We start from the raw sequence: 25,450 nt of genomic DNA, 5'->3' as shown, positions 1-25,450 counted from the left end.
ACAATTCGTACGAGCTATTCATCGGATTGATATTCTAAAAGATCAGCGGGCTGACACCCGAGAACTTCGCAAATGGCCTCTAAAGTGCTAAAACGAATGGCTTTGGCCTTTCCGCTCTTTAGAATGGAAAGGTTCGAAAGGGTTATACCCACTTTTTCCGAAAGTTCGGTCAGCGACATTTTCCGTTTTGCGAGCATGACATCAAGATTTACGATTATAGGCATTTGAATTGTTCTAAATAGTTAGGTCAGCTTCATTTTTCAACTGTGCACCCACGCGAAACGCTTCAGATATAACTAAGAGAAACAGGGAGCTGAATACCGTTTCTATGCCAAAAAAGGAAAAAAGATTGAAACTTGTAAATCCTAGATTCGAAACTTCCAATTTATCGGTAAAAAAAGATGCAGAAATTAATGTTCCGGTCTTTTCCAATAAGAAAATTGCGATACCCAATAGACCGATCCATCGCAAACGAATAGCATTTTCGATGATTAAAAAAGTTCTAGTTTTTGCAGACTCTAAAATTAGAAGTACTTGGCGCATTGATAAAAGCATACAGATGTTTGCCAATAGGGTAGTGATACTGTATATGGCTAGGAAACCTTTTGGTAAGTCGTCGGCCCGAATCATTCCCATAGCTTGCATATAGAATTTTGATAATCCGTTTGTGCCCGGGTTATTAAATAACCCTTGTTCGGTAAGAGAAAACATCACCGGAAAATCCATATGAGTGGTTGGGCTGTCGGTGAGAAAGATAAAAATGTTATATATAACCCAAATCAATAATGAAAAGGCCAAAAGAAAAAAGCCTATTCTAAAAAGAATGGTTAGAAAATTAATAAAAATGCTACTTTTTGGTTGACCAGATGTTTTCATGCCAATGAAAATTATTTATGTATTGCAAAATAATAAATATTTATTGATTATCAATAAATATTTATTGATAAATAGAAAATTTAGAATTATTGATTCTCATCTACCGTTGATATTAAAACATATAATGAAAGCCGATAGTCATTTTTAAAAAACCGAACACAATATTGTATTCCACGGTTTTTAGGGCAATCACGACCTTTTTTAAACGTATAGCGTTAATCTTTCACCGTTTTTATAGGTAGTATTGAATGAACTTTTAATTTGATATATTATGAGAGGTCTTCTATGGCTCGTGGCAGTTATTTGTATTGTAGTATGGCTTTTGGGCATGTTGAATGTTGTTCCAGGCATTGGAACTAGTAGTCTATTGCACATTTTAATCATAATAGCGATAATCGTAGTACTTTATAATATCATTTCTGGTCGTAAACCGCTTTAATAGTATTTGTTGGCGATTAGATTCGGCAGAATCTAGTGTTGATTACCGCTTAATATGCCTTATTTTTGATGGAATCAATTTCAGAATCCCACAACTTTTCAAAATGAGGCACTTTTTATATGTAGCAACTTTGCTATTCTTTCAAAGCGTATTTCCACAGACCAATGAACAGGTATTTTTTACCAACGGTTTTAAAATTGGAGAACTTACCGACACAAGTATTGTTCTTTGGACCAGATTGTGTAAAGATTCCATTCCTGTGCCTGTTCATCATGAACGGAAGACAGCTCCTTTTCGACATCCTATAGACTTTGATGAGCATATGCCCGTAACCCAGATGGATGGTTATGTAGGAGGCACATTTGGCGAGGTATCGGTTCTGATTACTTCAAAAACCGATACGACCTATACAGATTGGCAATACGTTTCATCGTATGAAAACCACACTTTTAAAAAAAAGATAACCGATCTACGCCCCAATACGGTGTATAGTTTGATCTTAAAAGGGAGAAAGTCGCAGGGGCAGCCAATAACCCAGGTACAAACAACATTTACAACTGCGCCCGATGCCAATTCAATAGTGCCTGTGCTGTTTACTACGTCAACATGTCAGTTTTTCTGGTCTCATGATGATGGGGTTCGCGGATACAAAACGTATGACAGCATGGCCAAGTTGAATCCATTGTTCCATTGTCAGACCGGTGATTATGTTTATTATGACAAACCTGGGCCCATGGCAGTTACTGTGCCCTTGGCGAGACATAAGTGGAGTGCTATGAATTCATGGCCGTCTTTGAAACATTTTTATACCCAAGTTCCGATATATATGCTAAAAGACGATCATGATATTCTAAAAGACGATGCCCACTACGAAAGCACGCCTTTTGGGGAATTAACCTTTAAAGATGGTTTAAGCCTGTGGCGTGAGCACGTGCCTATTTTAGAGAAACCCTATCGCACATTGCGATGGGGAAAGGATCTACAAATATGGCTGGTTGAAGTCAGGGAGTTTAGAGATAATAATTCATTGGAAGATAGTGCCGAGAAGACCATTTTAGGTAGTGCGCAAAAGGAATGGCTGATAAACACGATGAAAGCTTCCGATGCTACTTTTAAAATAATCGTTTCACCAACGCCCTTGGTAGGGCCTGATAGGCCAAAAGGAAAAAATGATAACCATTCGAATGCCAGTTTTCAAACAGAAGGTATTTGGTTGCGAAACTTTTTGTCGAATCAAAAAAACACCTTTTCCATCAATGGGGATCGACACTGGCAGTACGTTTCAAAAGATACCGATACAGGACTCATGGAATTCAGTTCAGGAGCCATTAGTGATGAGCATGCCCAAGGTTGGGACCCCGATAATATACAGCCCGAACATCAATTTTTAAGGGTGAAAGGTGGGTTTATGTCGGTCTCCGTAAAACGGGAGAATCAGCTGCCTATTATTACTTTCACGCACTACGACGTAGATGGCAACAAAGTAAACGAAAAGGTCATACAGGCGAAATCATAGTATTCAAGTTTACTTTTTTTTCCGTGAAACGAGATAGATACATTTCGTTCTGATTTTTTTTGTATCCACAAAACCAAGTTCACCGATAAAATCTGGATATACCGAGTACACTTTCTCAAAGTTATATCCCGATACTGAATTGGTAAATGCATAGCCCGAATGTACGTAGTAGCATGACGATATATTCTTCGTATTTAAAAACTGTTCTAGGTCATCAGTCGATTCTACTACATATGATTGCATATCGGTAGGCGTGTAGAAAGTGGTTTTCAGATCTCCCATAAGCCTGTAAAAATCTTTCTGGGTGGTAAGTACCATATTGTTTCCGGCCTCCCTGTTTTCGTATAAGTACTTGTAGAACAAAACAGTGCCCTTTGCAGGTCGAAATATCATAAGCACGAGAAAAATCATATTGAGAACTACGGCCACTTTAACCAACTTGCGCTGGTACTTTTTTATATTCCTTCCTTTAAGAAATAAAGAACATCCATATACCGTAATAAAAATAAAAATATAACTCATCGGGTATAAGAACCTGAATTCTTTATGACCGATCAGAAAATGGATAAGAACAAAAGGTATGATGCCCCAAATAAAGACATGGTGCTTTAATTTTTTAATTCCCTTAAAAAAGAATACAGGTAGAATAAGGCTCAAGGGCGGGGCAACCACCAGAAGAAAAACCAACATATAATACCAAAACGATTTAACACCGAATTCTGCCGCTTTCCCTTCGATTAAATTGACATTTAAGTAGTTTAGCGGGGCTATGACAAATTCGCCATAAAACAAGTAGTCAAGATAGGTACCGAATGCAAGAACGAGCACCATGGCGCCCGCTATTGCCATAATTTCCTGAATTCGCTTTTTATCTATAAACAAAAGCCAAGCGAACACGCCAACAATGGCAACCCCCAATTGATACCGGAATAATATTGAAAACCCGAAACATACCCCGATAAGTGCAAGAAGCCAGAATCGATGGTTGTTTTTTATCAAGAAATAAAGACCCAACAAAAAGCAGATAGTTGCATAGTTTTCAGAAGAAAACCGGACACTTATGTACGGAACATACCATAAAAGGAAAGTACAACAGCTAAAAAACAACACCCATTTAGGGTCGGAAAAATAAGTTTCGCCCAGTAGTTTGTTGAAATTTTTTATGATCAACCACATCAATAGGCCACTAAGTAACCTGAAAAGAGTGGTTAGGCTGAAAGGGTCGGAAATGCCTATTGTATTGAGGAGTTTTACCAATACTACTGTTATCCACGGTTGTAGCGATGGTCTTATTTTTTCATTAAACTCCCAAGGCAATTCATCTGCACTAATATGTCCAAGTTTATATTGGGCAAATTCAAGTATTTGGTAATGCTCATCTGATTGGTGATGGCCCACGCTAAATAGTGCGGTAAGAACAAAAAGAGATAGTGCTAGATAGTTGATTTTTGCTTGAAGCGATAATCTCATGTGATGGGTTGTAATAGAGGTTTAAAAAGGTGCTGTGCGCTTAAAGGTTACAAAATAAATATTTTAAAACATCAAATCAGCGTTTTTTTTGAACCATTTGTAATAAGGGCAGGTGTGGCAACGATAAGTTTACATTTGACGGTATTCTGAATGTTGGATATGGGTTGTGGCGAACTCTTTTTCTTCATCAATTTTGCCATTTTAAGAGTCGGATAAAGTTCTAGTGGTAGTGGGGATTAAAAATTATTCATAAAATAGTTATCTTTAGTAAAAACAGAAAGTGATGAAAAATATAATTGCGGTTCTTTTAATTTTGTTCTTTTTGCCAATTCTTGGCCAAGAGGGAAAACTTGAAATTTTGCCTACGGACATACAGGTGAAAACTGCGGTGCTACCCGCTCCGGAGGGTGACAAGGAAGGTGCGATGGTATACGGATATGATGCCTCTGGTGCGATGGTCGTCTTGCGTGAAGGTACTAATAACCTTGTTTGTGTTGGCGACGATCCGGCAAAAGAGGGGGTAAGTGTTGCGTGTTATTCCAAAGAACTCGAACCTTTTATGAAAAGGGGTAGGGAGCTTACGGCCGAAGGTAAAAACACGAAGGAAAAACGTGAAATTCAGGGTGCTGAAGTAGCTGCGGGTAAATGGCAAATGCCTATCGTGCCTAGTATGATGTATGTCTATTATGGTAGCGACGAAGCTTATGATAAGACAACCGGCATATTGGGCGATGGCCAATACCGTTATGTTATTTACACTCCTTTTGCAACAAATGCGTCTACGGGTTTGCCAGCTAAGCCCCATGAGAAAGGAATGCCCTGGTTAATGGATCCGGGTACATTTCGTGCACATATTATGATCGGACCGTTCAAATAAAATATATTGGAGTTTCGTTATATTGTTTAAATGTTAAAGGTCTAAATGGAAACCTACGCAAATGCGCTGTTATATGCCATTCCCTTTTTTATGTTGCTGCTCGTTGTTGAAATCGCCTATGGTCATTTTGTAAAAAATCAAAAACATAAGGTCATGGATTCTGTATCGAGCATTAGCTCGGGCTTGACCAATATTATTAAAGATTCTTTAGGCCTGGGGCTTATATTGGTTTCTTACCCGATTCTTCTAGAACATTTGGCATTGACTAGCATAAAGGCAACATGGGGGGTTTGGTTGGTTGCTTTTATCGTTATTGATTTTGCGGGGTATTGGAACCATAGGCTTAGTCATAAAATCAATTTTTTTTGGAACCAACATGTAATTCATCACAGCAGTGAAGAGTTTAATTTGGCCTGTGCATTGCGACAGTCGATTTCTAATTTAATTGGTTATTTCCCCATTTTGCTTATCCCTGCGGCATTGGTCGGTGTTCCCAATGAAGTAATCGCAGTTCTGGCGCCAATCCATTTATTTGCCCAGTTTTGGTACCATACCCAGCATATTGGTAAAATGGGGTGGTTGGAGTATATTATTGTAACCCCATCACAGCATCGCGTACATCATGCCATTAATCCAGAGTATATCGATAAGAATTTAGGACAGATTTTATGTATTTGGGATCGTTGGTTTGGTACATTTCAAGAAGAACTTGATGCGGTGCCTCCACAGTATGGAGTGTTAAAACCTGCGGCGACCTGGAATCCCGTTCATATTAATTTTCAACACCTATGGAGATTGGTTCAAGATGCATGGCGTACCAAGCGCTATTGGGATAAAATAAGAATTTGGTTTATGCCGACCGGCTGGAGGCCAGCAGATGTCAAAGAACAATATCCTGTGGCAGTGATAACCGACGTATATGGTTTTGAACGTTATAAGACGCCCTCTTCCTTTATGTTTAAGGCCTACATTATCTTTCAAATGCTGGCCACTACTATGCTGCTACTGTTTATGTTTTTTAATTTTACAGCCATCGGATTTGACGGACTCCTACTTTTTGGGGCCTTTGTCTTTATGGGCATCTATGGATATACCAGTTTGATGGATCGTAAATCATATGCTATTTGGATAGAGATGGGGCGCGGCCTTTTAGGAATCGGACTGATTTTGTTTAATGGTGATTGGTTTGGTGTCAATACGTTTTTATCATGGGGAAGCATACTCGTGCTGCTTTATTTTCTGATTACGATTTTAGGTTCGGCATATTTTACATATTTCGAAAAGAATACCATTGACGCTACATTGGCTACTTGATCTAGGGTGCTTATGCCGTATGGTAAACCGCATGATGTAATTTCCTATATTAATAAATAATTAGTGACAAGCCGGTGTCATAACGAACCGACTTCTTAAGTTTGTAAAACAAAATCATAACATATGAGACCATACATACTTGCCGAGACTAATTGGCAGGCCTTAAAAGATGCAAAATTTGATTTGGCCATTCTTCCATGGGGAGCTACGGAAGCGCACAATTATCATTTGCCTTATGGCACCGATATTATTGAGGCCGACCATCTTGCGGCAGAATCGGCACGTATTGCATGGGATAGGGGAGGGAAGGTTGTTGTGCTTCCTACCATCCCCTTTGGTGTAAATACAGGTCAGTCCGATATCTATCTTGATATGAATTTAAATCCGAGTACACAATTAGCGATTCTGACAGATGTTGTTGAGGTTTTGAACCGACAGGGAGTTTATAAATTGTTGATTTTTAATAGCCATGGGGGTAATAATTTTAAACCACTGGTACGTGAATTGGGCTTAAAGTTTCCAAAGATGTTTATTAGCTTTTCCATGTGGCCGGATGCTTTGGATAAGACAAAGTATTTTGATGAAAAAGGTGATCATGCCGATGAAATGGAAACCAGTATGTTACTTTATTTAAAACCTGAATTGGTACTTCCTAGGGAGAAATGGGGTGATGGAAAGGATAAAAAGTATAAAATAAAATCCTTTTCCGAAGGTTGGGTGTGGGCTGAGCGCAAATGGTCAAAAATAAGTGAGGATACCGGTGTGGGTAATCCGCATAAATCTACCAAGGAAAAAGGCGAGCGGTTCTTTAAGGACGTAACCGAAAAGATAGGAAGTTTCTTTTATGACCTCTCTAAAGCGGACTTAGATGATCTTTACGAGTAGGGGGTAAGGTGTTCCGAGTTGCTTAAAAGCTACTTCTGACTTAAGTCGTGGTTTGGTAAATCGAACTATTTTCTGATTTCTTTATTTACCAACAAGGTATATTGTTCCATTGCCTCTTCCCGGCTTATATCTTTGGCCTGAAACAAAGCATTGGCCTTGAAGGCGTTTATGAGCGGGGTTTTACTTCCGGGGTTGTTGAAATTCTTGTTGGCTATTTTATAATAGGCGTAGAGCTTTAGCAAAAGATCTGCGGGCAAAGGGCTTGTATAATTGTTTACAAACTCGACAGCCTCTAAAAAATCAGTATTTATTTTTTCAATCTTCATGATCTTTTCTCTCGATCGCGGCGGCTATGCAGGTCTTTGCGCCAATCACTTTTTGGTTTAATCGTACAGTTATCGCACAGTCTAAAGGTAAGAATAAGTCTACTCTAGAACCAAATTTAATAAACCCGGCGTCTTCGCCTTGTTGAACGTTTTCACCTTCTTCGGCATAGTTTACAATTCGCCGTGCCATTGCACCCGCTACTTGACGGTATAAAATGTCTCCGAATTTGGGCGTTCGCATAACAACAGTCGTACGTTCATTGTCGGTGCTTGATTTAGGGTGCCAAGCAACCAAATACTTCCCTGGATGATATTTAGAGTATTTTATCTTTCCACTCGCGGGATACCGCGTCACATGCACATTTACGGGTGACATAAAAATAGAGACCTGTTTACGTCTATCATTGAAGTATTCTGTTTCCTCGACTTCCTCGATAACAACCACCTTACCGTCTACAGGAGCCAGTATTTCATCAAAGCTCTTGATCGGATTTCTCTTTGGGTTGCGAAAGAATTGAAGAATTAAAATGAGTATCACCAAGCCAGTAGTTTGCAATACCCAACGTAACCAAGGAGTTTCGATATAATATTGTGCTAATAAAACTGTGGTAGCGACCAGAAAAAAGGTAAGCAATATTATTTTTTGGCCTTCTTTATGAAACATTGGCAAAAATATTAAGTGTTAAATAGGCAAAAGGGGCTGCAAATATTAAACTGTCTAAACGATCTAGCATTCCTCCGTGTCCGGGCATGATGGCTCCGCTGTCTTTGACGCCTGCGTCCCTTTTAAATTTTGATTCCACCAAATCCCCGAGACTCCCGGCCACTACAATTATGGCAGCCAAGGTGACCCATTGTACTTGATTAACGATTGGCTCATATTTGGCCATAAAATATGCGGCAGCTAATGTAAAAACTAAACCTCCAATAGCGCCCTCCCAAGTTTTTTTAGGAGAAACACGCGGAAAAAGCTTCCTTTTTCCAAAAGCTCTGCCTACCAAGTATGCAAATGTATCATTAATCCAGATCAGAATAAAGATACCCATAATCAAAAATTTTACAAAGTCATCATCGGTATATGGTATCATCGTCAAAAAGATGCATCCTCCCCCTACATAAAAAAGCCCGATCATAAACTTTTGAAAGGTATTGAATAATTTTTCTTTTTTTGAGAACAGATAAAATAAGAGGGCAAAATTTACTACCAGGGTAAGAAATAACAACGCGTACACCACGAACATGTCATGTACAAAGTAGATAAAAGCCCACCAAAGAGCAAGATAGGCGATGAATATATGATAACCTTTAAGGCCGATTAAGCGTTTGTATTCGTAGAGACAGGCAAGACCAAAAACCATGAACAGAAAGTCAAAGGCATCGGAACTAAGAAAGACAGCGGATAAAAGTAAAAATATATACACTGCGCCTGTAAGCGATCGCCTTAAAATTTCCCTCATGCTATAGATCTTCCAATAATAAAAGATATAGATTTTTAGAGCTGCTTCCGTAAGTTAGAAAGTCATCTGAATTCTCATCGGTCGCCTGAAAATGTTTGAGTGTCGTAATATTGGCAGGTATGTTATGACCGTATTTCCTTTTTATGATTTTAAGTCCTTCACCAATGGATTCCACCAATTGACTTGTAGTTGAAAAAACGATGATATTATCAGGTAGTTCATGCAATTTTTTTTCATGCAACTGATTGGAGCATACTAAAATGGAGCCATTTTGGGCAATCAAATGTTCACATTTCGTGAAGAATACCTCACTGTTGTTTGCGGTATTTACAAAGCTCAAGTTTTCCTTGGAGAATTTTTTCTCGAGCTTTGGATCCATAACAAAGAAGGGATAATCTTGCCAACTATTCTCTTTAACGATGTTTTTAAGGGCCTGTGATACTTCGGTAAAAGAATCACAATAAATAAATTTACCACCATTTTTTCTAAAATGAATGGTAAATTTTTCATCTACGGGTAAGTCCAAATCAGGCATGTGTACCCCACGAGTCTCCGAAGTTTCTTTGGAAACCTTTTTCTTGCCACCGCCAAACAACTTGTCAAATAGCCCCATTTGAATGATTCAATAAACTCGCTAAATTAATGCGTTCTTTGTTAAAGAACAACGATAAATACTGTTATTTATTTTCTTTTGTTTCTTCCTCAAGAGGCAAGTCGTTTGCGTCTTCGTCGTCTCGTGATAATTTCTCTTGTCCTTTTTTATCGAACTCTTTATCAAAAGGTCGTTTTCCAAAAATTTTCTCCAAGTCTTCTTTGAAAATAACCTCTTTTTCAAGCAGGCGCTCGGCAAGTACGGTCAACTTGTCCTTGTTTTCTTCAAGTACTTCAATTGCCCTTTTATATTGATCTTCGATAAGAAGGGAAATTTCTTTATCTATTTTTTGGGCGGTGTCTTCGCTATAAGGTTTAGAGAATCCGTAGTCCGTTTGGCCCGATGAATCGTAATAGGTAAGATTTCCGATTTCATCATTAAGACCATATACGGTGACCATGGCCCTAGCTTGTTTGGTAACCTTCTCTAAATCACTAAGCGCACCTGTCGAGATTTTATCAAAAATTACTTTTTCCGCAGCCCGACCACCAAGTGTAGCGCACATTTCATCTTTCATCTGCTCTGGACGCACGATAAGCCTTTCTTCAGGAAGGTACCAGGCGGCCCCCAATGATTGTCCCCTTGGTACGATAGTAACTTTTACCAAGGGCGCTGCGTGTTCAAGCATCCAGCTTACAGTGGCATGCCCTGCCTCATGATAAGCAATCGTTTTTTTCTCCCCCGGAGTAATAATCTTGTTCTTTTTCTCTAACCCGCCTACAATTCTGTCTACGGCATCTAAGAAATCTTGTTTGGTTACTGCCTTTTTCTCTTTACGTGCAGCAATCAGTGCAGCTTCATTACAGACGTTGGCAATATCAGCACCTGAAAATCCGGGAGTTTGTCTCGCTAGAAAATCAAGGTCTAAAGTCTCGGCCGTTTTAATGGGGCGCAAGTGGACTTCAAAAATCTCTTTACGCTCTCGAATGTCAGGCAGGTCGACATAAATTTGTCTGTCAAACCTACCGGCGCGCATTAAGGCCTTGTCAAGTACATCTGCACGGTTGGTAGCTGCCAAAACAATAACATTGGTGTTGGTGCCAAATCCGTCCATTTCGGTGAGCAACTGGTTCAATGTGTTTTCACGCTCATCATTAGAACCTGTGAAATTGTTTTTCCCCCTCGCCCTACCGATGGCATCAATTTCATCAATGAAAATGATGGCGGGCGACTTATCTTTTGCTTGTTTGAAAAGGTCACGAACCCTTGAGGCTCCGACTCCAACGAACATTTCAACAAAATCAGAACCCGATAGCGAGAAAAAAGGAACTTTGGCTTCACCGGCAACGGCCTTGGCCAATAAGGTTTTACCCGTTCCTGGAGGTCCTACCAAAAGGGCTCCCTTCGGGATTTTACCTCCCAAAGAAGTATATTTGTCAGGGTTTCTTAAGAATTCTACGATTTCCTCGACTTCTTCTTTAGCTCCTTCAAGACCCGCAACATCTTTGAAAGAGGTACGAGTATCTGTTTTTTCATCAAAAAGTTTAGCTTTCGATTTACCGATATTGAAAATCTGTCCGCCGGCACCGCCTCCGCCACCACCAGACATTCGGCGCATCAAATAGATCCAGATACCTATAATCAAAATAAAAGGAAGGATACCCAGTAAAAAGTCACCTAAATAATTAGACTCGGTATCGTAATCAACAATGGTATCTAGATTATTTTCTTGCTTTATTTTTTTGATATCGTTTTCGAAATTCTGAAGATCCCCGTAATCCAAGATGTATTGAGGAACTATTCCTGAAGAAGGGAGGAACGGTTTTTCGGAAACGTCGTTATGCACACCTTTCTGAAGTGCTTCGTCCGTTAGAAAAACCTTGGCCTGTCTCGTGTTGGTGATGATCAATATTTTACTGATATCACCATTTCTCAAGTATTCTTGAAGCTCTGAGGTGGTTGTCTTTTTGGTGTTGGATAGGTTTCCACTACCAAAAAGTTGAAAAGCTATTACTAAAACCAAAATAAGTCCGTAGATCCACCACGAACTGAACTTGGGTTTTTTAGGATTTGTACTGTTATCTTTTGCCATTATTTTTTTTTACTGATTAATGCTACTTTCAACTTCGGTTACCTTAGCATCGCCCCAAAGACCTTCTATGTCGTAGAACTCTCTAATATGTTTCTGAAAGACGTGAACTACCACGTTGACATAGTCCATAAGAATCCATTCGGCATTATCTTCCCCTTCAACGTGCCAAGGTTTGTCGCTGATAGCTTTGCTAACTGTTTTTTGGATAGATGAGACTATAGCATTTACATGCGTATTGGAAGTACCATTACAAATGATAAAGTAGTCACAAACGGTATTCTCTATTTCTCTAAGGTCAAGTAAATTTATGTCGATTCCCTTTACTTCCTCTATTCCTTGTAAAATTAATGCAATTAACTCGTCTGCACTAGCTTTCCTTTTTTGCATTCAATAATTTTAGTTTGTACAAAGTTATTATTTTTTTGTTCTTTTACCCTAGTTTTTGACAATTGATTAAAGATTCATACTTCTGGGTTACGATGCAAATAATCAAACTTAATGCCACGGACTCAACCAACGCCTACTTAAAAAAAATGTTGGTTGACCAAACCCTTGACGATTTTACTGTCGTAGTTGCATCCGAGCAAACCAACGGGAGAGGGCAAATTGGCACTAATTGGATCTCTGAAACTGGTAAAAACCTGACCTTCAGTGTTTTGAAAAACATGAATGGTCTCGCTGTACACCATCAATTTCTATTGAACATTTGTGTTTCCTTGGCCCTTTTCAATACATTAAGAGCTATTCATATTCCAGATTTAAGCATTAAATGGCCGAACGACATTCTGTCAGGTAGCTCTAAAGTTTGTGGTATTCTTATTGAAAACACACTTACAGGAAATCAAATTCAGACATCGATAATCGGTATTGGGCTGAATGTTAATCAAATCAACTTTACTAACCTTCCTAACGCATCTTCTTTAAAATTGTTGTTGGGCCGAAGCTTTGATCTAGATGAACTGTTGAATATGGTTTTGGCCAATCTCGAGCAGACTTTTGTTTCTTTGGAAAACGGAGGTAAAGAAATATTATGGGCCGCCTATGAAAATGTCCTGTTCCGAAAAAACAAACCATCTACTTTTGAAAATGGAAGCGGAAATTACTTCATGGGCTTTATAAAAGGAGTTTCCGAAATGGGAAAACTTCAAGTTGTCCTTGAAGACGATATTATAAAGGAATTCGATTTAAAAGAGGTTAAACTATTATACTGACATACCGATGGGTAAAATGTCAGGAACTAGTTAGATGTTTTCGAGGTTTTCAGACAATGTACCCATAAAATTTGTAATTGGGTTTTTAATCATCATGGCCATCATTGCATTGAATTGGCCCTCGAAACTTAGTGCGACTTCGCATGAGGTATCGTTTAAGGCGTTGATGTCGGCAGTAAGGGTGAAAGGTAGCTTTTCACTGGCAGCGCCAAGGATCAATTGGCTGTTTGGGGTTTCTTTTTTACGTTCCAACACAATCTCTGGCATTCCTTTTAAAGCGAATAGGAATCTATCTTTGTTTAATACTTCGAACTTGTCGATAGTTTTTGGCATCAATTTTTCGAAGTTCTCTAGATTTGTGAGAAAATCAAAAACTTCTTTGTCGCTTTTGGCAATTACTCTTTTTTGGGTCTCTATAAACATAATGCTATGGGTGCCATTGTGAAGGATTCTTTCTCCACTCTAATAACGTATTTAATTGATCATTTTTAATATAGCCTGTCGAACAGGCCTGTTGCACGAGGTGGTTATAATCACTTAGTGTATGGAGCTCGAGTTCCTTTTTCTCAAAGTTCTCGGAAGCCACATCAAAGCCATAGGTAAATATGGCCACCATACCCTTGATTCGTGCTCCAGCCTCATTAAGGGCGTCTACAGCATTTAGGCTGCTTTTTCCGGTGCTGATTAGATCTTCAATAACGACAACGGTTTGATTCGCCTCTAAATGACCTTCGATTTGGTTCTGCCTTCCATGTGATTTGGCTTCGGGGCGTACATAGATAAATGGAAGCCCTAAATAGTCAGCTACCAACATTCCTATACCAATGGCACCTGTGGCCACACCGGCAATTATATCGGGTTTGCCATACAAGGCATCAACCTGCTTGGCAAGCTCTTCTCGCACATAGTTGCGAATGGCAGGAAAAGATAGTATTATTCGATTGTCACAATAGATAGGAGATTTCCAGCCAGAAGCCCACGTAAAAGGATTTTCGGGTTTCAACTTAATTGCATTAATTTGCAATAGAAGCTCTGCTGTTTTTTCGGCGCTGTTTTTGTCTAAAATCATTACGCAAATGTATAAAGTTTTTGTTAAAGAATCGCCCCTCATTTTAACAAATGAATTGTCGGAAATTGCAAATAGCAAATACTACCCGCTAAATGGCGACACTATGAAAGAAGCTATTGATGCTCTATCGAAGAACAAGCTTAGCGAAGCCTATATTTACCATCCTAACCACGAGGAAATTCTTAAGAAATTTAGTAAAAAAATTCCTATTGAAGTTGCTGCGGGTGGTGTGGTCACTAATAAAGAGGGGAAAGTTCTCTTTATTTATAGAAACGACAAATGGGACCTTCCGAAGGGGAAACTTGATAAAGGTGAAACAATTGAAGAGTGTGCCGTACGAGAGGTTGAGGAAGAGACCGGTGTGAAGGGATTGAAAATCGAGAATTTTTTAAGTACCACCTACCATATCTTTAAACGAAATGGTAAATATAAATTGAAACAGGTACATTGGTATGCCATGAAAACCTCTTACGATGGTAAATTAAAGGGACAAAAAAGTGAGGGGATTGAAAAAGTCAAGTGGAAAGGGCCTAAGAAAATCAAAAAAGCCCTTGAGAATTCATATACCAATATTAAGACATTGTTTGGGGAGTAATAATATTATGTTATTTCAAGATTCTATAAACCGGGTATTGCAAATGGGCCGGTTCGTAATATTCGGATCGAATATATATCCAGTTTAGTTGATCGAACCAATCATTGGCAAAAGAGGGGTCTAAATTCTTTTTTTGTTCAAAGGAATCTTTCAAAATGGGGTTCTTCTCTAAAATTTCAGTTGCCAGATTTTCAAAGACATAGGGGGAGAACCCTTCTTTTTGTTGTAAAATGGCATCAAAAAAATTCCAATTAAAAAAAGAGTCCTTGGTTTCGGGTTCCAAGGTTTCCAATAGATATCGTATACCGCTTTGATCAGTTGAAACTAAAATATCGCCTTTTGAAAACGTAATTTTCTTTAGGCTGCCGATAACTTCGGTATTGTCATGTAAATAATGACCTTCGTACGGTTGCCGAGAGGTGTCGTATTTGAGAATCTTGTACGATTCTACCATTAACGAAGTGTCTTGTTTAATGATGGAATATTTAATATGGTTTAACTGAAGTCGTGAAATTACCTCTTCCCAACCTTTCTTAATAATATATGCCTTTGGAATTTTTACCGAATCTAAGGGGGTATAATAATTTTGATATGCCACTGGTTTTGTAAAAGGTTTTTTTCGATTATATTTAAGTCTGTTCAAACCTGTAACCACACTTGTTATCGTGTCGGCTTCGAAACCTTTAAAATCGAGGGTGGTCATTTTTGAAGTATCAATACCCCATTTGGTTGGATAATACACCCAGTTCTTATGCCGCGTTTGGGCTTTGTTTCGTAAAGCTTTTATTATGGCGCCGTCTTTTTCGGCTATGTCTATCATTTTGTTAAGAAGTGCGTAAGTCGCGGCCACTCTTTTTCCGTAGGGTTTCAACATATGGGTTTCGACCATCATACCGAAGGTGTTCCAAAGTGCGGCATAGCCGGAAGAATAACGGGGATAGTCAAGAAATTGGGCGAACCCATCTTCTGGGACTTTATTAAAGACGTTGACATATGGGGTGACTGGCCAACCATCTTTCCGTAATAAATTCTCAAGTGCGGGCATCATTTCTTCATGGATATAAGCACCTAACTCACCACCTAATTTGTTATGTTGTGTAAAAATGTGGGTCAAAGTATATTGGTAGTCTGCTCCATTACTGACATGGTTATCAATAAAAATATCGGGATCCACCATATGGAAAATTTCCGTAAAGCTGCGGCTGTTCTTTGTATCGGTTTTTATGAAGTCTCTATTAAGATCATAATTTAAAGCATTGCCTCTAAAACCATAAGATTTTGGTCCATTTTGGTTGACACGGCTAGTGCTATTCCTGTTGAGGGCTCCCCCTACATTGTAGATAGGGATGGTGACAATAGCCGTGTTTGTGGGCGGTTTGATTTTTCCAGTGGCAAAATCCCTATAGAGTAGCATGGTCGCATCAATACCGTCACTTTCTCCCGGATGTATACCGTTATTAATAAAAACAATGGTTTTATTTTCTTTTAGTTTTTGAAAATTGAAATTCCCATCAGGATTGTAACTTACTATATGCAGTGGATAACCACTATCTGTTTCCCCCATGGTTTGAATGCTGATGGCGGGAAATTCTTTGGCCAATTTTATATAGAAATCGATAGCTTGAAGATATGTTGTGGTTTCGGTACTATCGGAACGCTCAAAATGAGTTGGGAAACTATTTACTTTGTGCGTTGTCTTACGCTCGCATGAAAGTATCGATAAAATGAATATGGTAAATACTACTATCCTTATTTTCATTTGTGATAGAATAAAATTTAAAGGATTGTATAAAAAAGTTGAGCCCTTAAAAGGTATTGTCTTTTTGGCTTTATGAAGTTTCGGTCGCTTCTACTTCTTATAGTTCCCTTTTGCTATCATAAAATTAAGGAAAATCGGCTTCAAGCCTTTAGGCGACCTTGGTTATTTCAAAGAGGTCCTGTTTTTGAAGAGGTTTGTAGTTGAAGGTAATGGTATGGGTGGTGTTCAGTCTAAAGTATTCCCACTTGGCACGGTCTGCCGGGTCAATTGATGAAGTGATAATGTTTATACGGGCTTTATTCGATGCTGGTAAGGTGATGAATTCCTCTAAAAATTGCCAGCCGTCTATAATGGGCATATTAATATCCAAAAAAATAACCTCTGGAACCCGTTGTGTTGTTTCCAATTTACTTTTTATACCCTCCAGAGCTAATTTTCCGTTGGTATAAGTGTCAATAGCATCACAATCGGAAACCGATTTCAACATTTTTTTTATTCCAAAAACTGTTATAGGGTCGTCATCTATAATGCAGATGAGATTAATTCTTTTCATTAAAATAGATATTAAAAATGGTTCCCTTTCCTACTTCACTGCAGACCATAACTTTGCCTCCCATGGCTTCAATTTGATTTTTGGCAATGTATAGTCCCATTCCTTTCGCATCTTTATTGGGATGAAATGTTTTGTACATTCCAAAAAGCTTACTGCCGTACTTCTTTAAATCGATTCCTAGCCCATTGTCTTCGATACTAACGATGGTGTAACCGTTTTTATTTGTTGAAGATAGCTTTATAACAGGTTTTCTCTCCGGTGAGCTGTATTTTACGGCGTTGGTTATAAAGTTCATGAATATACTTTCAATGTATGCCGGAATAGCATTTATAGATGCAGCATTCGAAATAGAATTGATAATCTTGGCATCGTAATTTTTTAGGAATACCGACAAATTCTGCTCTATAGACCTAATTTTCTCATTGATATTGACCGGCTCTTTTTCAAGATTGACATTGCTGCTAATGGCTACCACCTCATTAAGATTTTCCAAGGTTTCCAATAAGTTGTCCGAGGCATGGGTAAGCATTCCTATTATTGTTTCTTTTTCGGTTTCATCATTTTCTTCGACCAAGAAGTCAAGGAGCATAGAGAAATTAGCGGTATGAGACCTCAGGTTGTGGGAAACGATATGGGCAAAATTTATTAGCTTCTTATTCTGAAGCGAGGTCACATTAATTAAATTTTTAAGTTCTTCTTCCTTTTGTTTGATATTCGAGATATCGAGACTAAAGCCAATAATTCCTATGACTTCATCGGCGTCGTTCATTAACGGAATCTTCGAGGTTAAAAAGGTTATCGATTTTCCATTTTTCTGGGTGATTTCATTTTCTTGGTCAAGCATGGGTTTTAAGGTGGTCATGACATAGCGATCCTCTTCATGGCTTCGTAAGGCCGAATTATGATCCATAAAGGCGAAATCGTCTTTTCCTATAATTTCATGTTCATGTTCAAGACCATAAAACTGAAGCTCATGTTTGTTGACCAAAACTTTTTTAGACTGAACATCTTTCATAAAAACATTCAATGGTAGGTTGTCTATTAAAGTTCTTAAAAGATGTTGGCTCTCTTTCGTGCGATTTTCTGAAATAACATGTTCGTTAATATTCTGAAAAGTACCTATGAGGCCGATGAACTTATTATCATTGAACAAAGGTTTCCCCGCTGCAATAACCCACTTTTCAGTGCCATTTGATGTCGTTATTTGTAGCTTTTCTTTCCACGGAGTTCCATCTCTCATAGCCCTGTCAACCGCCATCGATATGGTGTTTCTACTATACCCTAATTTGTAGAAGTTAATACCATTTTCAATGGTGGGTTCAAAGTCAGGTGGAACCTCATGAATAGCCTTTGTACGTTTGCACCAGGTGACCTTGTCTTGAACGGCATCATATTCCCAATGTCCAATATTTCCATTCTCCGAGGTTTCGTGAAGAAGTACCTTTTGTTTTTCGAGTTGCAGTTCGGTCTGCTTTAATTGAGTAATATCTTCAGAATGAATAATCGCTCCAATAATATTTTCGGCTTCGTCGTACCAGGTCGAGTATGTCCATTCGAATTGTTTTTCTAAGGATATAAAAAGACTCCGTTCAATTGTTTTTTTCTGGTTCTCACCTTGCAAACAAGCCTTCAAAGCTTGTCGCCCCTCTTTGCTAATTCTGTTTTCAAGGGCTAATATTTTTTTTCCGGTTACATCTTGATTTGAAAAATTAAACTCTTCTAACCATTTGTCAGAAACGTAAACAATCTCTGACCTATTGTTAACAAAGACAGTTGCTTTCGGCAACTGTTTTATTAAGTAGCTAGTAGATGATGTTTGAGATCCCTTTAACATTAAAGTTGTAATTTCCTACGAATATAAAATGATTTTTTAACAAAGTTGAAGGTTTGTTGTGAATTAACCCTTATGCGTTGTGAATTGAGAGTATTCATCAATTATTAAAGAATATTGATGAATACATAAGGAATATTACCTTTTTGTTAAAGTATTATTTCCTACAATTTAAAGTCATATTACTACCTCTAAAGTAGTCGGTCTTATTTTAAATTGAATAGTCTTGTGGAGCTTATGAAAATGGAACACCGTTGGGTAGCTATGCCTAAATTTTGACAGAGTTGGGCACTAATTCGGTGTAATCACCTCCATTGCGGATAACATCACGTACAATGGAGGAACTAATGTAGGATTTTCCTGATGAAGTAAGAAGAAAAACGGTTTCTATTTCAGATAGCTTTCGATTGGTGTGTGCAATCGCCTTTTCGAATTCAAAATCACCTGGGTTACGTAGTCCTCTAAGAATAAAATTAGAATTGGTTTTCTTGCAGAAATCAACCGTCAGACCTTCGTACGTTTGTACCGTTATTTTTGGTTCGCCTTCAAACGCCTTTGTGATAAAATTCATGCGTTCTTCCAGTGTGAACATATATTTTTTGTCGGCATTAATGCCAATCGCAATAATGAGTTCATCAAATAGGGTTATGCCTCGTTGTATTATGTCAAAATGGCCCAAAGTAATAGGGTCAAAAGAACCTGGAAAAACTGCACGTCGCATAGTAAATGTTTTGTATGTTCGGTCTAAGTTACCTAATTTCGGACAAAGCTTCATTAATAGCGCTTTCAAACAATTCAGAAAGACTGATACCTGCCACATTGGCCTGCTGGGGCAAAATGCTTTCTACCGTTAGGCCCGGTGTAGTATTTACCTCAAGCATATAAGGTTCATCATCAATAAATATAAACTCACTTCTTGAGAAGCCTTTCATTTTTAAGATAGTGTATATTCGTTTTGCAGTTTCCGTTACTTTTTGTTCTTGAGACGGAGATATTCGGGCCGGTGTGATTTCCTGTGACTTTCCTTCATACTTGGCCTCATAGTCAAAAAAGTCATTTTCTGAAACAATCTCTGTAATGGGGAGAACTTTGATTTCCCCTTTATAAGTAATGACGCCAACGGAAACTTCGATACCATCTAGAAAAGTTTCGATCAGTACCTCTTCATCTTCTTTAAAGGCCTTTTCAATGGCCGCTTCCAACTTCTCTTTCTCATACACTTTTGAAATGCCAAAACTGCTACCTGCCTTATTGGCCTTAACAAAACAGGGTAAGCCGACTTTGTCAACAATAGCATCGGCATTTATGTCATCCCCTAGGTTAAGGTAATATGATGTGGCCGATTTTATGCCATAGGGTTTGAGAACGCTTAAAAGATCACGTTTGTTAAAAGTTAGTGCAGCTTGGTAATAATTACAAGAAGTTTGGGGAATGCCCAACAACTGAAAATAAGCCTGTAGTAAACCATCTTCACCGGGTGACCCGTGAATAGCATTGAAGACACAATCAAATAAAATGGTTTCACCATCGATTTTTATCGAGAAATTATGTCTGTTTACATCATATTCGTTATTTTGATCATCTACGTAAACCCATTTTTCTTGAAAAATGTGGACTCTATATAGGTTGAATTTATTTTTATCAAGGTAGTTGTACACCACATTTCCGCTTTTAAGCGAAATTTGGTATTCACTTGAATGTCCGCCCATGATAATGGCAATATTAGTTTTCATATGGTCGTTATATTATGTAGCCTGCATAAATATTATGGGAGGCCCAAAGTACAGAAAAAAGCAATCGGTTTGCTATATTTGTCACGTCAAAAGTAATCAATGAGAAATTTTTTAAACTTTTTAAGGAGCAAGACTTTTTTGATACAACTAGGGCTGGCCCTGATGGTATTGATAGTTTTGGTTTTTTTGGTACTCCGGTGGTTAGACAATACTACCAATCATGGTGAGTTTGTCGAGGTGCCCGATTTTTCGAAAATGTCGGTAATGGATATGCGAAAGTCTGTTGAAGAAAGCAATTTACGTTACGAGGTGCTTGATTCTGCAAACTATAATCCCGACTATCCTCGATTTTCGATAATAGAACAAAATCCCAAAGCTGGAGAAAAGGTAAAGGAGAATAGAAAGATTTATTTTACAGTTAATCCATCCGGTTATAAAACGGTGACCGTTCCCCAAATTATACAGGTAACGCAACGTAATGCGACCTCAATGCTGAGGGCAGTGGGTCTAGATGTAGAAAGGGTGTCTTATCGGGATGAATTAGGAAAAGACATGGTCTACTTTATAAAGTTTAAAGGAAAACAGATCAAACCTGGCGATAAATTACCAAAAACTTCGAAAATCGAGCTTGTCTGTGGAAATGGAAACATTTCTGAGCAAGCCCGTATCAATGCCGAATCAAACTAAGTTATGGGGCCACAGGAAGACCCTGAATTAAGGGAAGATGAGCTTTTTGAGCATCATAGATTTGTAGCTTCAAAAGGGCAGGAGCCACTTCGTGTAGACAAGTTTTTGATGAATTTCATTGAAAACGCTACGCGTAACAAAATTCAGCAAGCCGCAAAAAACGGCCATATTTGGGTAAATGATACGATAGTAAAACAGAATTATAAGGTAAGGGCCGCAGATGAGGTGAAAGTGCTTTTCGAGCATCCACCACACGAGAATTTATTGGTTCCTGAAAATATTCCGCTGAACATTGTCTATGAAGATGATGTGCTTTTGGTAGTAAACAAGCCTGCCGGTATGGTAGTGCACCCAGGTCATGGAAATTATTCGGGTACGTTGATCAATGCTTTGATCTATCACATCGATAACTTACCGGTGAACAGTAATGAACGTCCGGGGCTTGTTCACCGTATTGACAAAGATACCTCTGGTCTTTTGGTGGTTGCCAAGACTGAGGCGGCGATGACGCATTTGGCCAAACAGTTTTTTGAGAAAACCTCTGAGCGTGAATATATTGCCCTCGCGTGGGGTAATATGGAAGAAGACGAGGGAACTATTGAAGGGCATATTGGCCGCAATCCGAAGAATCGATTGCAAATGCAGGTATTTGAAGATGGGGAACAAGGAAAAGAAGCGGTAACCCATTATAAGGTGTTGGAACGGTTAGGATATATTACCATGGTTTCCTGTAAACTTGAAACCGGTAGAACACACCAAATAAGGGTGCATATGAAGTATATTGGCCATACACTTTTTAACGATGAACGGTATGGTGGTGATAGAATTCTAAAGGGAACTAGCTTTACCAAATACAAGCAATTTGTCGACAATGCCTTTAAGGTGTTGCCAAGACAGGCCCTGCATGCCAAAACATTGGGTTTTGTTCATCCAGTATCGGGGAAGGCCATGCGTTTCGATTCCGAAATTCCAAAAGATATGATTGACTGCATCGAGAAATGGCGCCATTATGCCAAGCACCAAGAGTAATTACATGCCGTCAAAAATTAAGACTTGGTAATGGCACTTTTGAATTAATCCTTTTTGTTTTTAATCTTCCTAAATTTGTTAAACGCAGAAAATGGTAGCATCTTTTACTACCGTCATTGTCCAATTAAGAACCAAATTTCCAATTTGGTGTTTTTTATAGTACAATGGGATGAAGCTTATTACAAATCCCATATAATCTCAAGATTCGAAAGTTGAAGTTGACATACTGTTGTCATATTGCTCTTCTACTTTTGGATTAAACTTAAAATGTAGATTATGGAAAAAATTAAAATCCAGCCATTCAAGATTATTGGTATTTCAATATCGACCTCTAACGAAGATATTCAAAAGACCCAAGATATCGCACGGTTATGGGAGAAGTTTATTGTAGCGAATATTGCCGAAAAAATTCCCAATAGAATTGATAGTAGTATATTGTCAATCTATACACATTACGAAAGCGATCATAAGGGGGCATATGACACTATTTTGGGTTGCAGGGTGAACACTTTGGATGATATTCCTGAAGGTATGGTCGGTGAAAGTTTTGAAGGAGGAACCTATGTGAAGTTCGTTTCCAAGGGAGATTTATCAAAAGGAGTGGTCTATAAAACTTGGGTAAGGATATGGAATTCACCGTTACGGCGATCCTATACGGCCGATTTTGAGGTTTATGGTGAAAAGTCACAAGATCCGAAAAACGCAGAGGTGGACATTTTTGTAGCAGTCGGGGAATAATAATTAAAATCAATTCTTAAGCGTGCGAACCAATGGGAAAAAATATTCTTTTTTTATGTAAGGGACTTTTTTTTATCGTTTTTGGTTGCACCTTTATTTTGGGTCAAGATTTGCCTGAAAGCCTTCCTGAAATTAAGTATCACTTGACCTCCCCCGATTGGAGACCATTGGAAACTCCGAAAGAGTATTATTTGGATGCCGTGAAAGGAATGGTCGATGTGGCCCATCGATTTCAAGATGAGCGTGGTGCCATCATTGATCCTTTTTTACATCGGGAGCACCAATATAGTACACCTTATTATGCATTTGCTGTAGCAGCGCTTGTTGATTCTGGCTACGCCTCTGAAATGTTGCCATCGGGAGTGCTGGCCATGGAAAAGGCGTTGACCGACTTTTCGAATGGTAATGATAGCATTCCCGATAGACATGGAGAATTCTATATTGCGGCGCTGGCCGAAGCTATGGAGCTGTATAAAAGTCATGTTTCAAAGAAAAAATACCAACAATGGACCGAAATGATGGCTACACCATTGGATAGTATTTGGGATGGCATAGGCAGCCATTTAAACAATTGGCGTACCTATGCGATGAAGGGTGAATGGGGGCGTGCGAGCCATGGTTTTATCGACAAGCAAAACACCGTTGAGTTCATAGAGGATAATTGGAAGAACTATGGGCAGTTACAACGTATCGGACTTACGAAGTGGAACCTCTATGAAGATTGGAGCAGCGACCCTCAATCTTTAGCTGTCGAGGCCGTTGGCCGAGGCAATTTAACGGCGATGGCACTGGTGTATGATGGCCCATCAGCCGATCAGATAAAAGCTGTTGTTCGCAGGGGAGGGGCGACCTCGATGTTGTTGATGAGTCCCACAGGGCAATGCCCACCAAACGGAAGAACAGATAACCATGTGTTCAATGATATTCTGTACCAACTTATTTTCGAGGCATTGGCGGAGGATGCCTTCAAACAAAATCAGCTAGAACTCGCGGGGCGGTATCGAAGGTCGGCCCTATTGGCATTTCAAAGTATTGCGCGCTGGAAGCGTTCTGACACTTTGTGGAACGGATCCTATTCGATTGCCAAAAACCATTTTGATTTGTCGAAGCGCACCGGTTATCAGCCTGCAAGTCAATGGGGCAATTATAGTGGGGCCATGATGTTTCACCTTGCCGAAGCTTTTTTAATTCGTTCTTCCAAGATCAAGGAAGTACCTGCGCCAACCGAAATTGGCGGATACGCCATACAGACTGGTAATCGGTTTTCTACCTTTACGGCTAACGCTGGCGGAATGCAGGTGTTTATAAACCTGCGCGGAGCGTCCGTGCCCAAATACAATGAGTACTGGACGCCGTTGGGAGGTGTGCGATTTTCAAAAATGGGCTGGGACGACCGCCTTGGTCCTTCCGATGGTAAAAGAATCAATGCTTCCGTAGACCCTGCACTTAGTAGTAACACACTTGGAAATCCAACCGATGATATATATCCACAAACAGGATTGACCTTTGGGCCTACATGGGAGAAAGAGGGCAAGACGGTTCGTATCGCCGATATGGCCAAACACTATCAAGGTGCGGTGACCACTGAATTTGTACATCCTTTATTGATAAAATTTAAAATCACCTATGCAAGTATCACGGGCTGGGGAGGTCCGCAGTTTGAACAAAAATTTGTTGTAACCCCAGACGGGGTAATGACCTATCTCTCTAGCCCACAGAATACGCCATTTGGTTTGACAATACCTTTATTGGTTAATGATGGGCGTCCCTTACACACTCAAATAAGAGGCAAAATTGCCAGTACGGGATACGGATCAAGTGGTGATACACAAAACTTCATAGGACTGAACGAAACTATGGAAGCGGAGCAAGATGGCTTGGCAATCGAAAGTACCTACGGTACCTTGTTACCCGTTAAATTCCGCTCTTCGGATAATCGGCCAATTGTTTTTGTATATCCGAAGTTACAAGGGGCTCCCGAAGTAATTAATGTGAAAGAAAGTTTTAGGCTAACGGAAAATGGATTTTCATCCCTGTTGGGACGCGTAGATGGCACTTTGTACGTTGGAAAGAAAATGGCCGGCGGTTATGGTCAAACATTGGATATTGATCAAGATGGCGACGCAGAATTGGTTTTGAATACTGCTTGTGGATTTATTTCACAACTTGAAAATGGTAGAATTGTCAAGATAGAGACAGATAGCGATGTAACTATTTCGGTAAACAATAAAACGTTTGTCTTAAAGGCTTATCAACCGGTGGGGGTCAGATGATGTGCCTTTAAGATAGGGGGTATTGTCGGTGTTTGAAATTTCTCGTGGCCGTTTTGCTTCGTAAATTGTATGGTGCAGGTTATATAAATTTTTTCGATAAAGGCATTGTGAATCTCTTTTTAGTTCAT

Annotated in this window: 27 protein-coding genes; 11 read left to right on the top strand and 16 right to left on the bottom strand. The window is 39.1% G+C overall.

The window, feature by feature from the left end; genetic code table 11:
• Positions 1–14 precede the first annotated feature (14 nt).
• Positions 15–224, bottom strand: coding sequence for a helix-turn-helix transcriptional regulator (locus tag AACZ88_RS22515; protein WP_339715593.1), 210 nt, complete (start codon positions 222–224; stop codon positions 15–17).
• Positions 225–234: 10 nt separating this feature from the next.
• Entirely contained in the window at positions 235–876 is a 642-nt protein-coding gene (locus tag AACZ88_RS22510) for a DUF2975 domain-containing protein (RefSeq protein ID WP_339715590.1), read from the bottom strand.
• Positions 877–1,147: 271 nt separating this feature from the next.
• Here AACZ88_RS22510 and AACZ88_RS22505 point away from each other — a divergent pair, with 271 nt between their 5' ends.
• Positions 1,148–1,315, top strand: a complete 168-nt coding sequence (locus tag AACZ88_RS22505; protein ID WP_339715588.1) for a lmo0937 family membrane protein — start codon at positions 1,148–1,150, stop codon at positions 1,313–1,315.
• 103 nt (positions 1,316–1,418) lie between these two features.
• Positions 1,419–2,831: an alkaline phosphatase D family protein gene (locus tag AACZ88_RS22500; RefSeq protein WP_339715585.1), complete on the top strand. Its 1,413-nt coding sequence runs from the start codon at positions 1,419–1,421 to the stop codon at positions 2,829–2,831.
• Between the two features lie 9 nt (positions 2,832–2,840).
• On the opposite strand, the gene AACZ88_RS22495 is transcribed toward AACZ88_RS22500, so the two are convergent.
• Entirely contained in the window at positions 2,841–4,301 is a 1,461-nt protein-coding gene (locus AACZ88_RS22495; protein ID WP_339715582.1) for a hypothetical protein, read from the bottom strand.
• Positions 4,302–4,584: 283 nt separating this feature from the next.
• Here AACZ88_RS22495 and AACZ88_RS22490 point away from each other — a divergent pair, with 283 nt between their 5' ends.
• The 3 genes from AACZ88_RS22490 (at position 4,585) to AACZ88_RS22480 (ending at position 7,377) form a co-directional block, all read left to right on the top strand.
• A complete protein-coding gene (locus tag AACZ88_RS22490; protein WP_339715580.1) occupies positions 4,585–5,178 on the top strand; it encodes a hypothetical protein in 594 nt (197 codons plus the stop codon).
• Positions 5,179–5,223: 45 nt separating this feature from the next.
• Positions 5,224–6,492: a sterol desaturase family protein gene (locus AACZ88_RS22485; protein ID WP_339715578.1), complete on the top strand. Its 1,269-nt coding sequence runs from the start codon at positions 5,224–5,226 to the stop codon at positions 6,490–6,492.
• Between the two features lie 123 nt (positions 6,493–6,615).
• Positions 6,616–7,377: a creatininase family protein gene (locus AACZ88_RS22480; protein ID WP_339715576.1), complete on the top strand. Its 762-nt coding sequence runs from the start codon at positions 6,616–6,618 to the stop codon at positions 7,375–7,377.
• A gap of 65 nt (positions 7,378–7,442) precedes the next feature.
• On the opposite strand, the gene AACZ88_RS22475 is transcribed toward AACZ88_RS22480, so the two are convergent.
• The 6 genes from AACZ88_RS22475 to rsfS form a co-directional block, all read right to left on the bottom strand.
• Positions 7,443–7,703 (bottom strand): acyl-CoA-binding protein, encoded by a 261-nt coding sequence (locus AACZ88_RS22475; RefSeq protein ID WP_339715574.1) that lies wholly within the window; start codon positions 7,701–7,703, stop codon positions 7,443–7,445.
• Entirely contained in the window at positions 7,693–8,367 is a 675-nt protein-coding gene (locus AACZ88_RS22470; protein ID WP_339715572.1) for a phosphatidylserine decarboxylase family protein, read from the bottom strand. Before AACZ88_RS22470 ends, AACZ88_RS22475 begins: the two co-directional genes overlap by 11 nt.
• Positions 8,357–9,160 carry a phosphatidate cytidylyltransferase gene (locus tag AACZ88_RS22465; protein ID WP_339715570.1) on the bottom strand — a complete coding sequence of 268 codons (804 nt, stop codon included), beginning with the start codon at positions 9,158–9,160 and terminating at the stop codon, positions 8,357–8,359. Before AACZ88_RS22465 ends, AACZ88_RS22470 begins: the two co-directional genes overlap by 11 nt.
• 1 nt (position 9,161) lies before the next feature.
• The gene (locus AACZ88_RS22460) at positions 9,162–9,773 is read right to left on the bottom strand and encodes an LUD domain-containing protein (RefSeq protein ID WP_339715568.1); all 612 of its coding nucleotides are present in this window, start codon (positions 9,771–9,773) and stop codon (positions 9,162–9,164) included.
• A gap of 64 nt (positions 9,774–9,837) precedes the next feature.
• Positions 9,838–11,844 (bottom strand): ATP-dependent zinc metalloprotease FtsH, encoded by a 2,007-nt coding sequence (gene ftsH / locus AACZ88_RS22455; RefSeq protein ID WP_339715566.1) that lies wholly within the window; start codon positions 11,842–11,844, stop codon positions 9,838–9,840.
• Between the two features lie 9 nt (positions 11,845–11,853).
• Positions 11,854–12,231, bottom strand: a complete 378-nt coding sequence (gene rsfS / locus AACZ88_RS22450; protein ID WP_339715563.1) for a ribosome silencing factor — start codon at positions 12,229–12,231, stop codon at positions 11,854–11,856.
• 92 nt (positions 12,232–12,323) lie between these two features.
• On the opposite strand from rsfS, the gene AACZ88_RS22445 reads away from it, so the two are divergent.
• A complete protein-coding gene (locus tag AACZ88_RS22445) occupies positions 12,324–13,055 on the top strand; it encodes a biotin--[acetyl-CoA-carboxylase] ligase (RefSeq protein WP_339715560.1) in 732 nt (243 codons plus the stop codon).
• A gap of 30 nt (positions 13,056–13,085) precedes the next feature.
• Here AACZ88_RS22445 and AACZ88_RS22440 read toward each other — a convergent pair whose 3' ends face one another.
• Positions 13,086–13,478 (bottom strand): SRPBCC family protein, encoded by a 393-nt coding sequence (locus tag AACZ88_RS22440; RefSeq protein WP_339715558.1) that lies wholly within the window; start codon positions 13,476–13,478, stop codon positions 13,086–13,088.
• 4 nt (positions 13,479–13,482) lie between these two features.
• Complete coding sequence (gene pyrE / locus AACZ88_RS22435) at positions 13,483–14,124, bottom strand: orotate phosphoribosyltransferase (RefSeq protein WP_339715555.1); 642 nt, start codon at positions 14,122–14,124, stop codon at positions 13,483–13,485.
• Positions 14,125–14,131: 7 nt separating this feature from the next.
• Here pyrE and AACZ88_RS22430 point away from each other — a divergent pair, with 7 nt between their 5' ends.
• Positions 14,132–14,719 (top strand): NUDIX domain-containing protein, encoded by a 588-nt coding sequence (locus AACZ88_RS22430; protein WP_339715552.1) that lies wholly within the window; start codon positions 14,132–14,134, stop codon positions 14,717–14,719.
• Between the two features lie 10 nt (positions 14,720–14,729).
• On the opposite strand, the gene AACZ88_RS22425 is transcribed toward AACZ88_RS22430, so the two are convergent.
• From AACZ88_RS22425 to AACZ88_RS22405, 5 genes are all read right to left on the bottom strand, one after another.
• Entirely contained in the window at positions 14,730–16,478 is a 1,749-nt protein-coding gene (locus AACZ88_RS22425; protein ID WP_339715549.1) for a M14 family metallopeptidase, read from the bottom strand.
• Between the two features lie 148 nt (positions 16,479–16,626).
• Positions 16,627–17,031 carry a response regulator gene (locus AACZ88_RS22420; protein WP_339715546.1) on the bottom strand — a complete coding sequence of 135 codons (405 nt, stop codon included), beginning with the start codon at positions 17,029–17,031 and terminating at the stop codon, positions 16,627–16,629.
• Positions 17,018–18,817, bottom strand: coding sequence for a PAS domain-containing protein (locus AACZ88_RS22415; protein ID WP_339715543.1), 1,800 nt, complete (start codon positions 18,815–18,817; stop codon positions 17,018–17,020). Before AACZ88_RS22415 ends, AACZ88_RS22420 begins: the two co-directional genes overlap by 14 nt.
• 313 nt (positions 18,818–19,130) lie before the next feature.
• The gene (gene coaD / locus AACZ88_RS22410) at positions 19,131–19,583 is read right to left on the bottom strand and encodes a pantetheine-phosphate adenylyltransferase (protein WP_339715540.1); all 453 of its coding nucleotides are present in this window, start codon (positions 19,581–19,583) and stop codon (positions 19,131–19,133) included.
• Positions 19,584–19,611: 28 nt separating this feature from the next.
• The gene (locus AACZ88_RS22405; RefSeq protein ID WP_339715537.1) at positions 19,612–20,595 is read right to left on the bottom strand and encodes a D-alanine--D-alanine ligase; all 984 of its coding nucleotides are present in this window, start codon (positions 20,593–20,595) and stop codon (positions 19,612–19,614) included.
• 99 nt (positions 20,596–20,694) lie between these two features.
• Here AACZ88_RS22405 and AACZ88_RS22400 point away from each other — a divergent pair, with 99 nt between their 5' ends.
• From AACZ88_RS22400 to AACZ88_RS22385, 4 genes are all read left to right on the top strand, one after another.
• Positions 20,695–21,282, top strand: a complete 588-nt coding sequence (locus AACZ88_RS22400; protein WP_339715535.1) for a PASTA domain-containing protein — start codon at positions 20,695–20,697, stop codon at positions 21,280–21,282.
• Between the two features lie 3 nt (positions 21,283–21,285).
• The gene (locus AACZ88_RS22395) at positions 21,286–22,311 is read left to right on the top strand and encodes an RluA family pseudouridine synthase (RefSeq protein ID WP_339715532.1); all 1,026 of its coding nucleotides are present in this window, start codon (positions 21,286–21,288) and stop codon (positions 22,309–22,311) included.
• 276 nt (positions 22,312–22,587) lie between these two features.
• Complete coding sequence (locus AACZ88_RS22390; protein WP_339715529.1) at positions 22,588–23,049, top strand: GyrI-like domain-containing protein; 462 nt, start codon at positions 22,588–22,590, stop codon at positions 23,047–23,049.
• 32 nt (positions 23,050–23,081) lie between these two features.
• Complete coding sequence (locus AACZ88_RS22385; protein ID WP_339715526.1) at positions 23,082–25,322, top strand: hypothetical protein; 2,241 nt, start codon at positions 23,082–23,084, stop codon at positions 25,320–25,322.
• Positions 25,323–25,450: the final 128 nt, after the last annotated feature.

The organism is uncultured Kriegella sp. (genome assembly GCF_963975415.1).
Lineage (GTDB): Bacteria > Bacteroidota > Bacteroidia > Flavobacteriales > Flavobacteriaceae > Kriegella.
The sequence above is the reverse complement of the archived record's forward strand: the minus strand, read 5'-3'. Positions and strand labels throughout refer to the sequence as shown.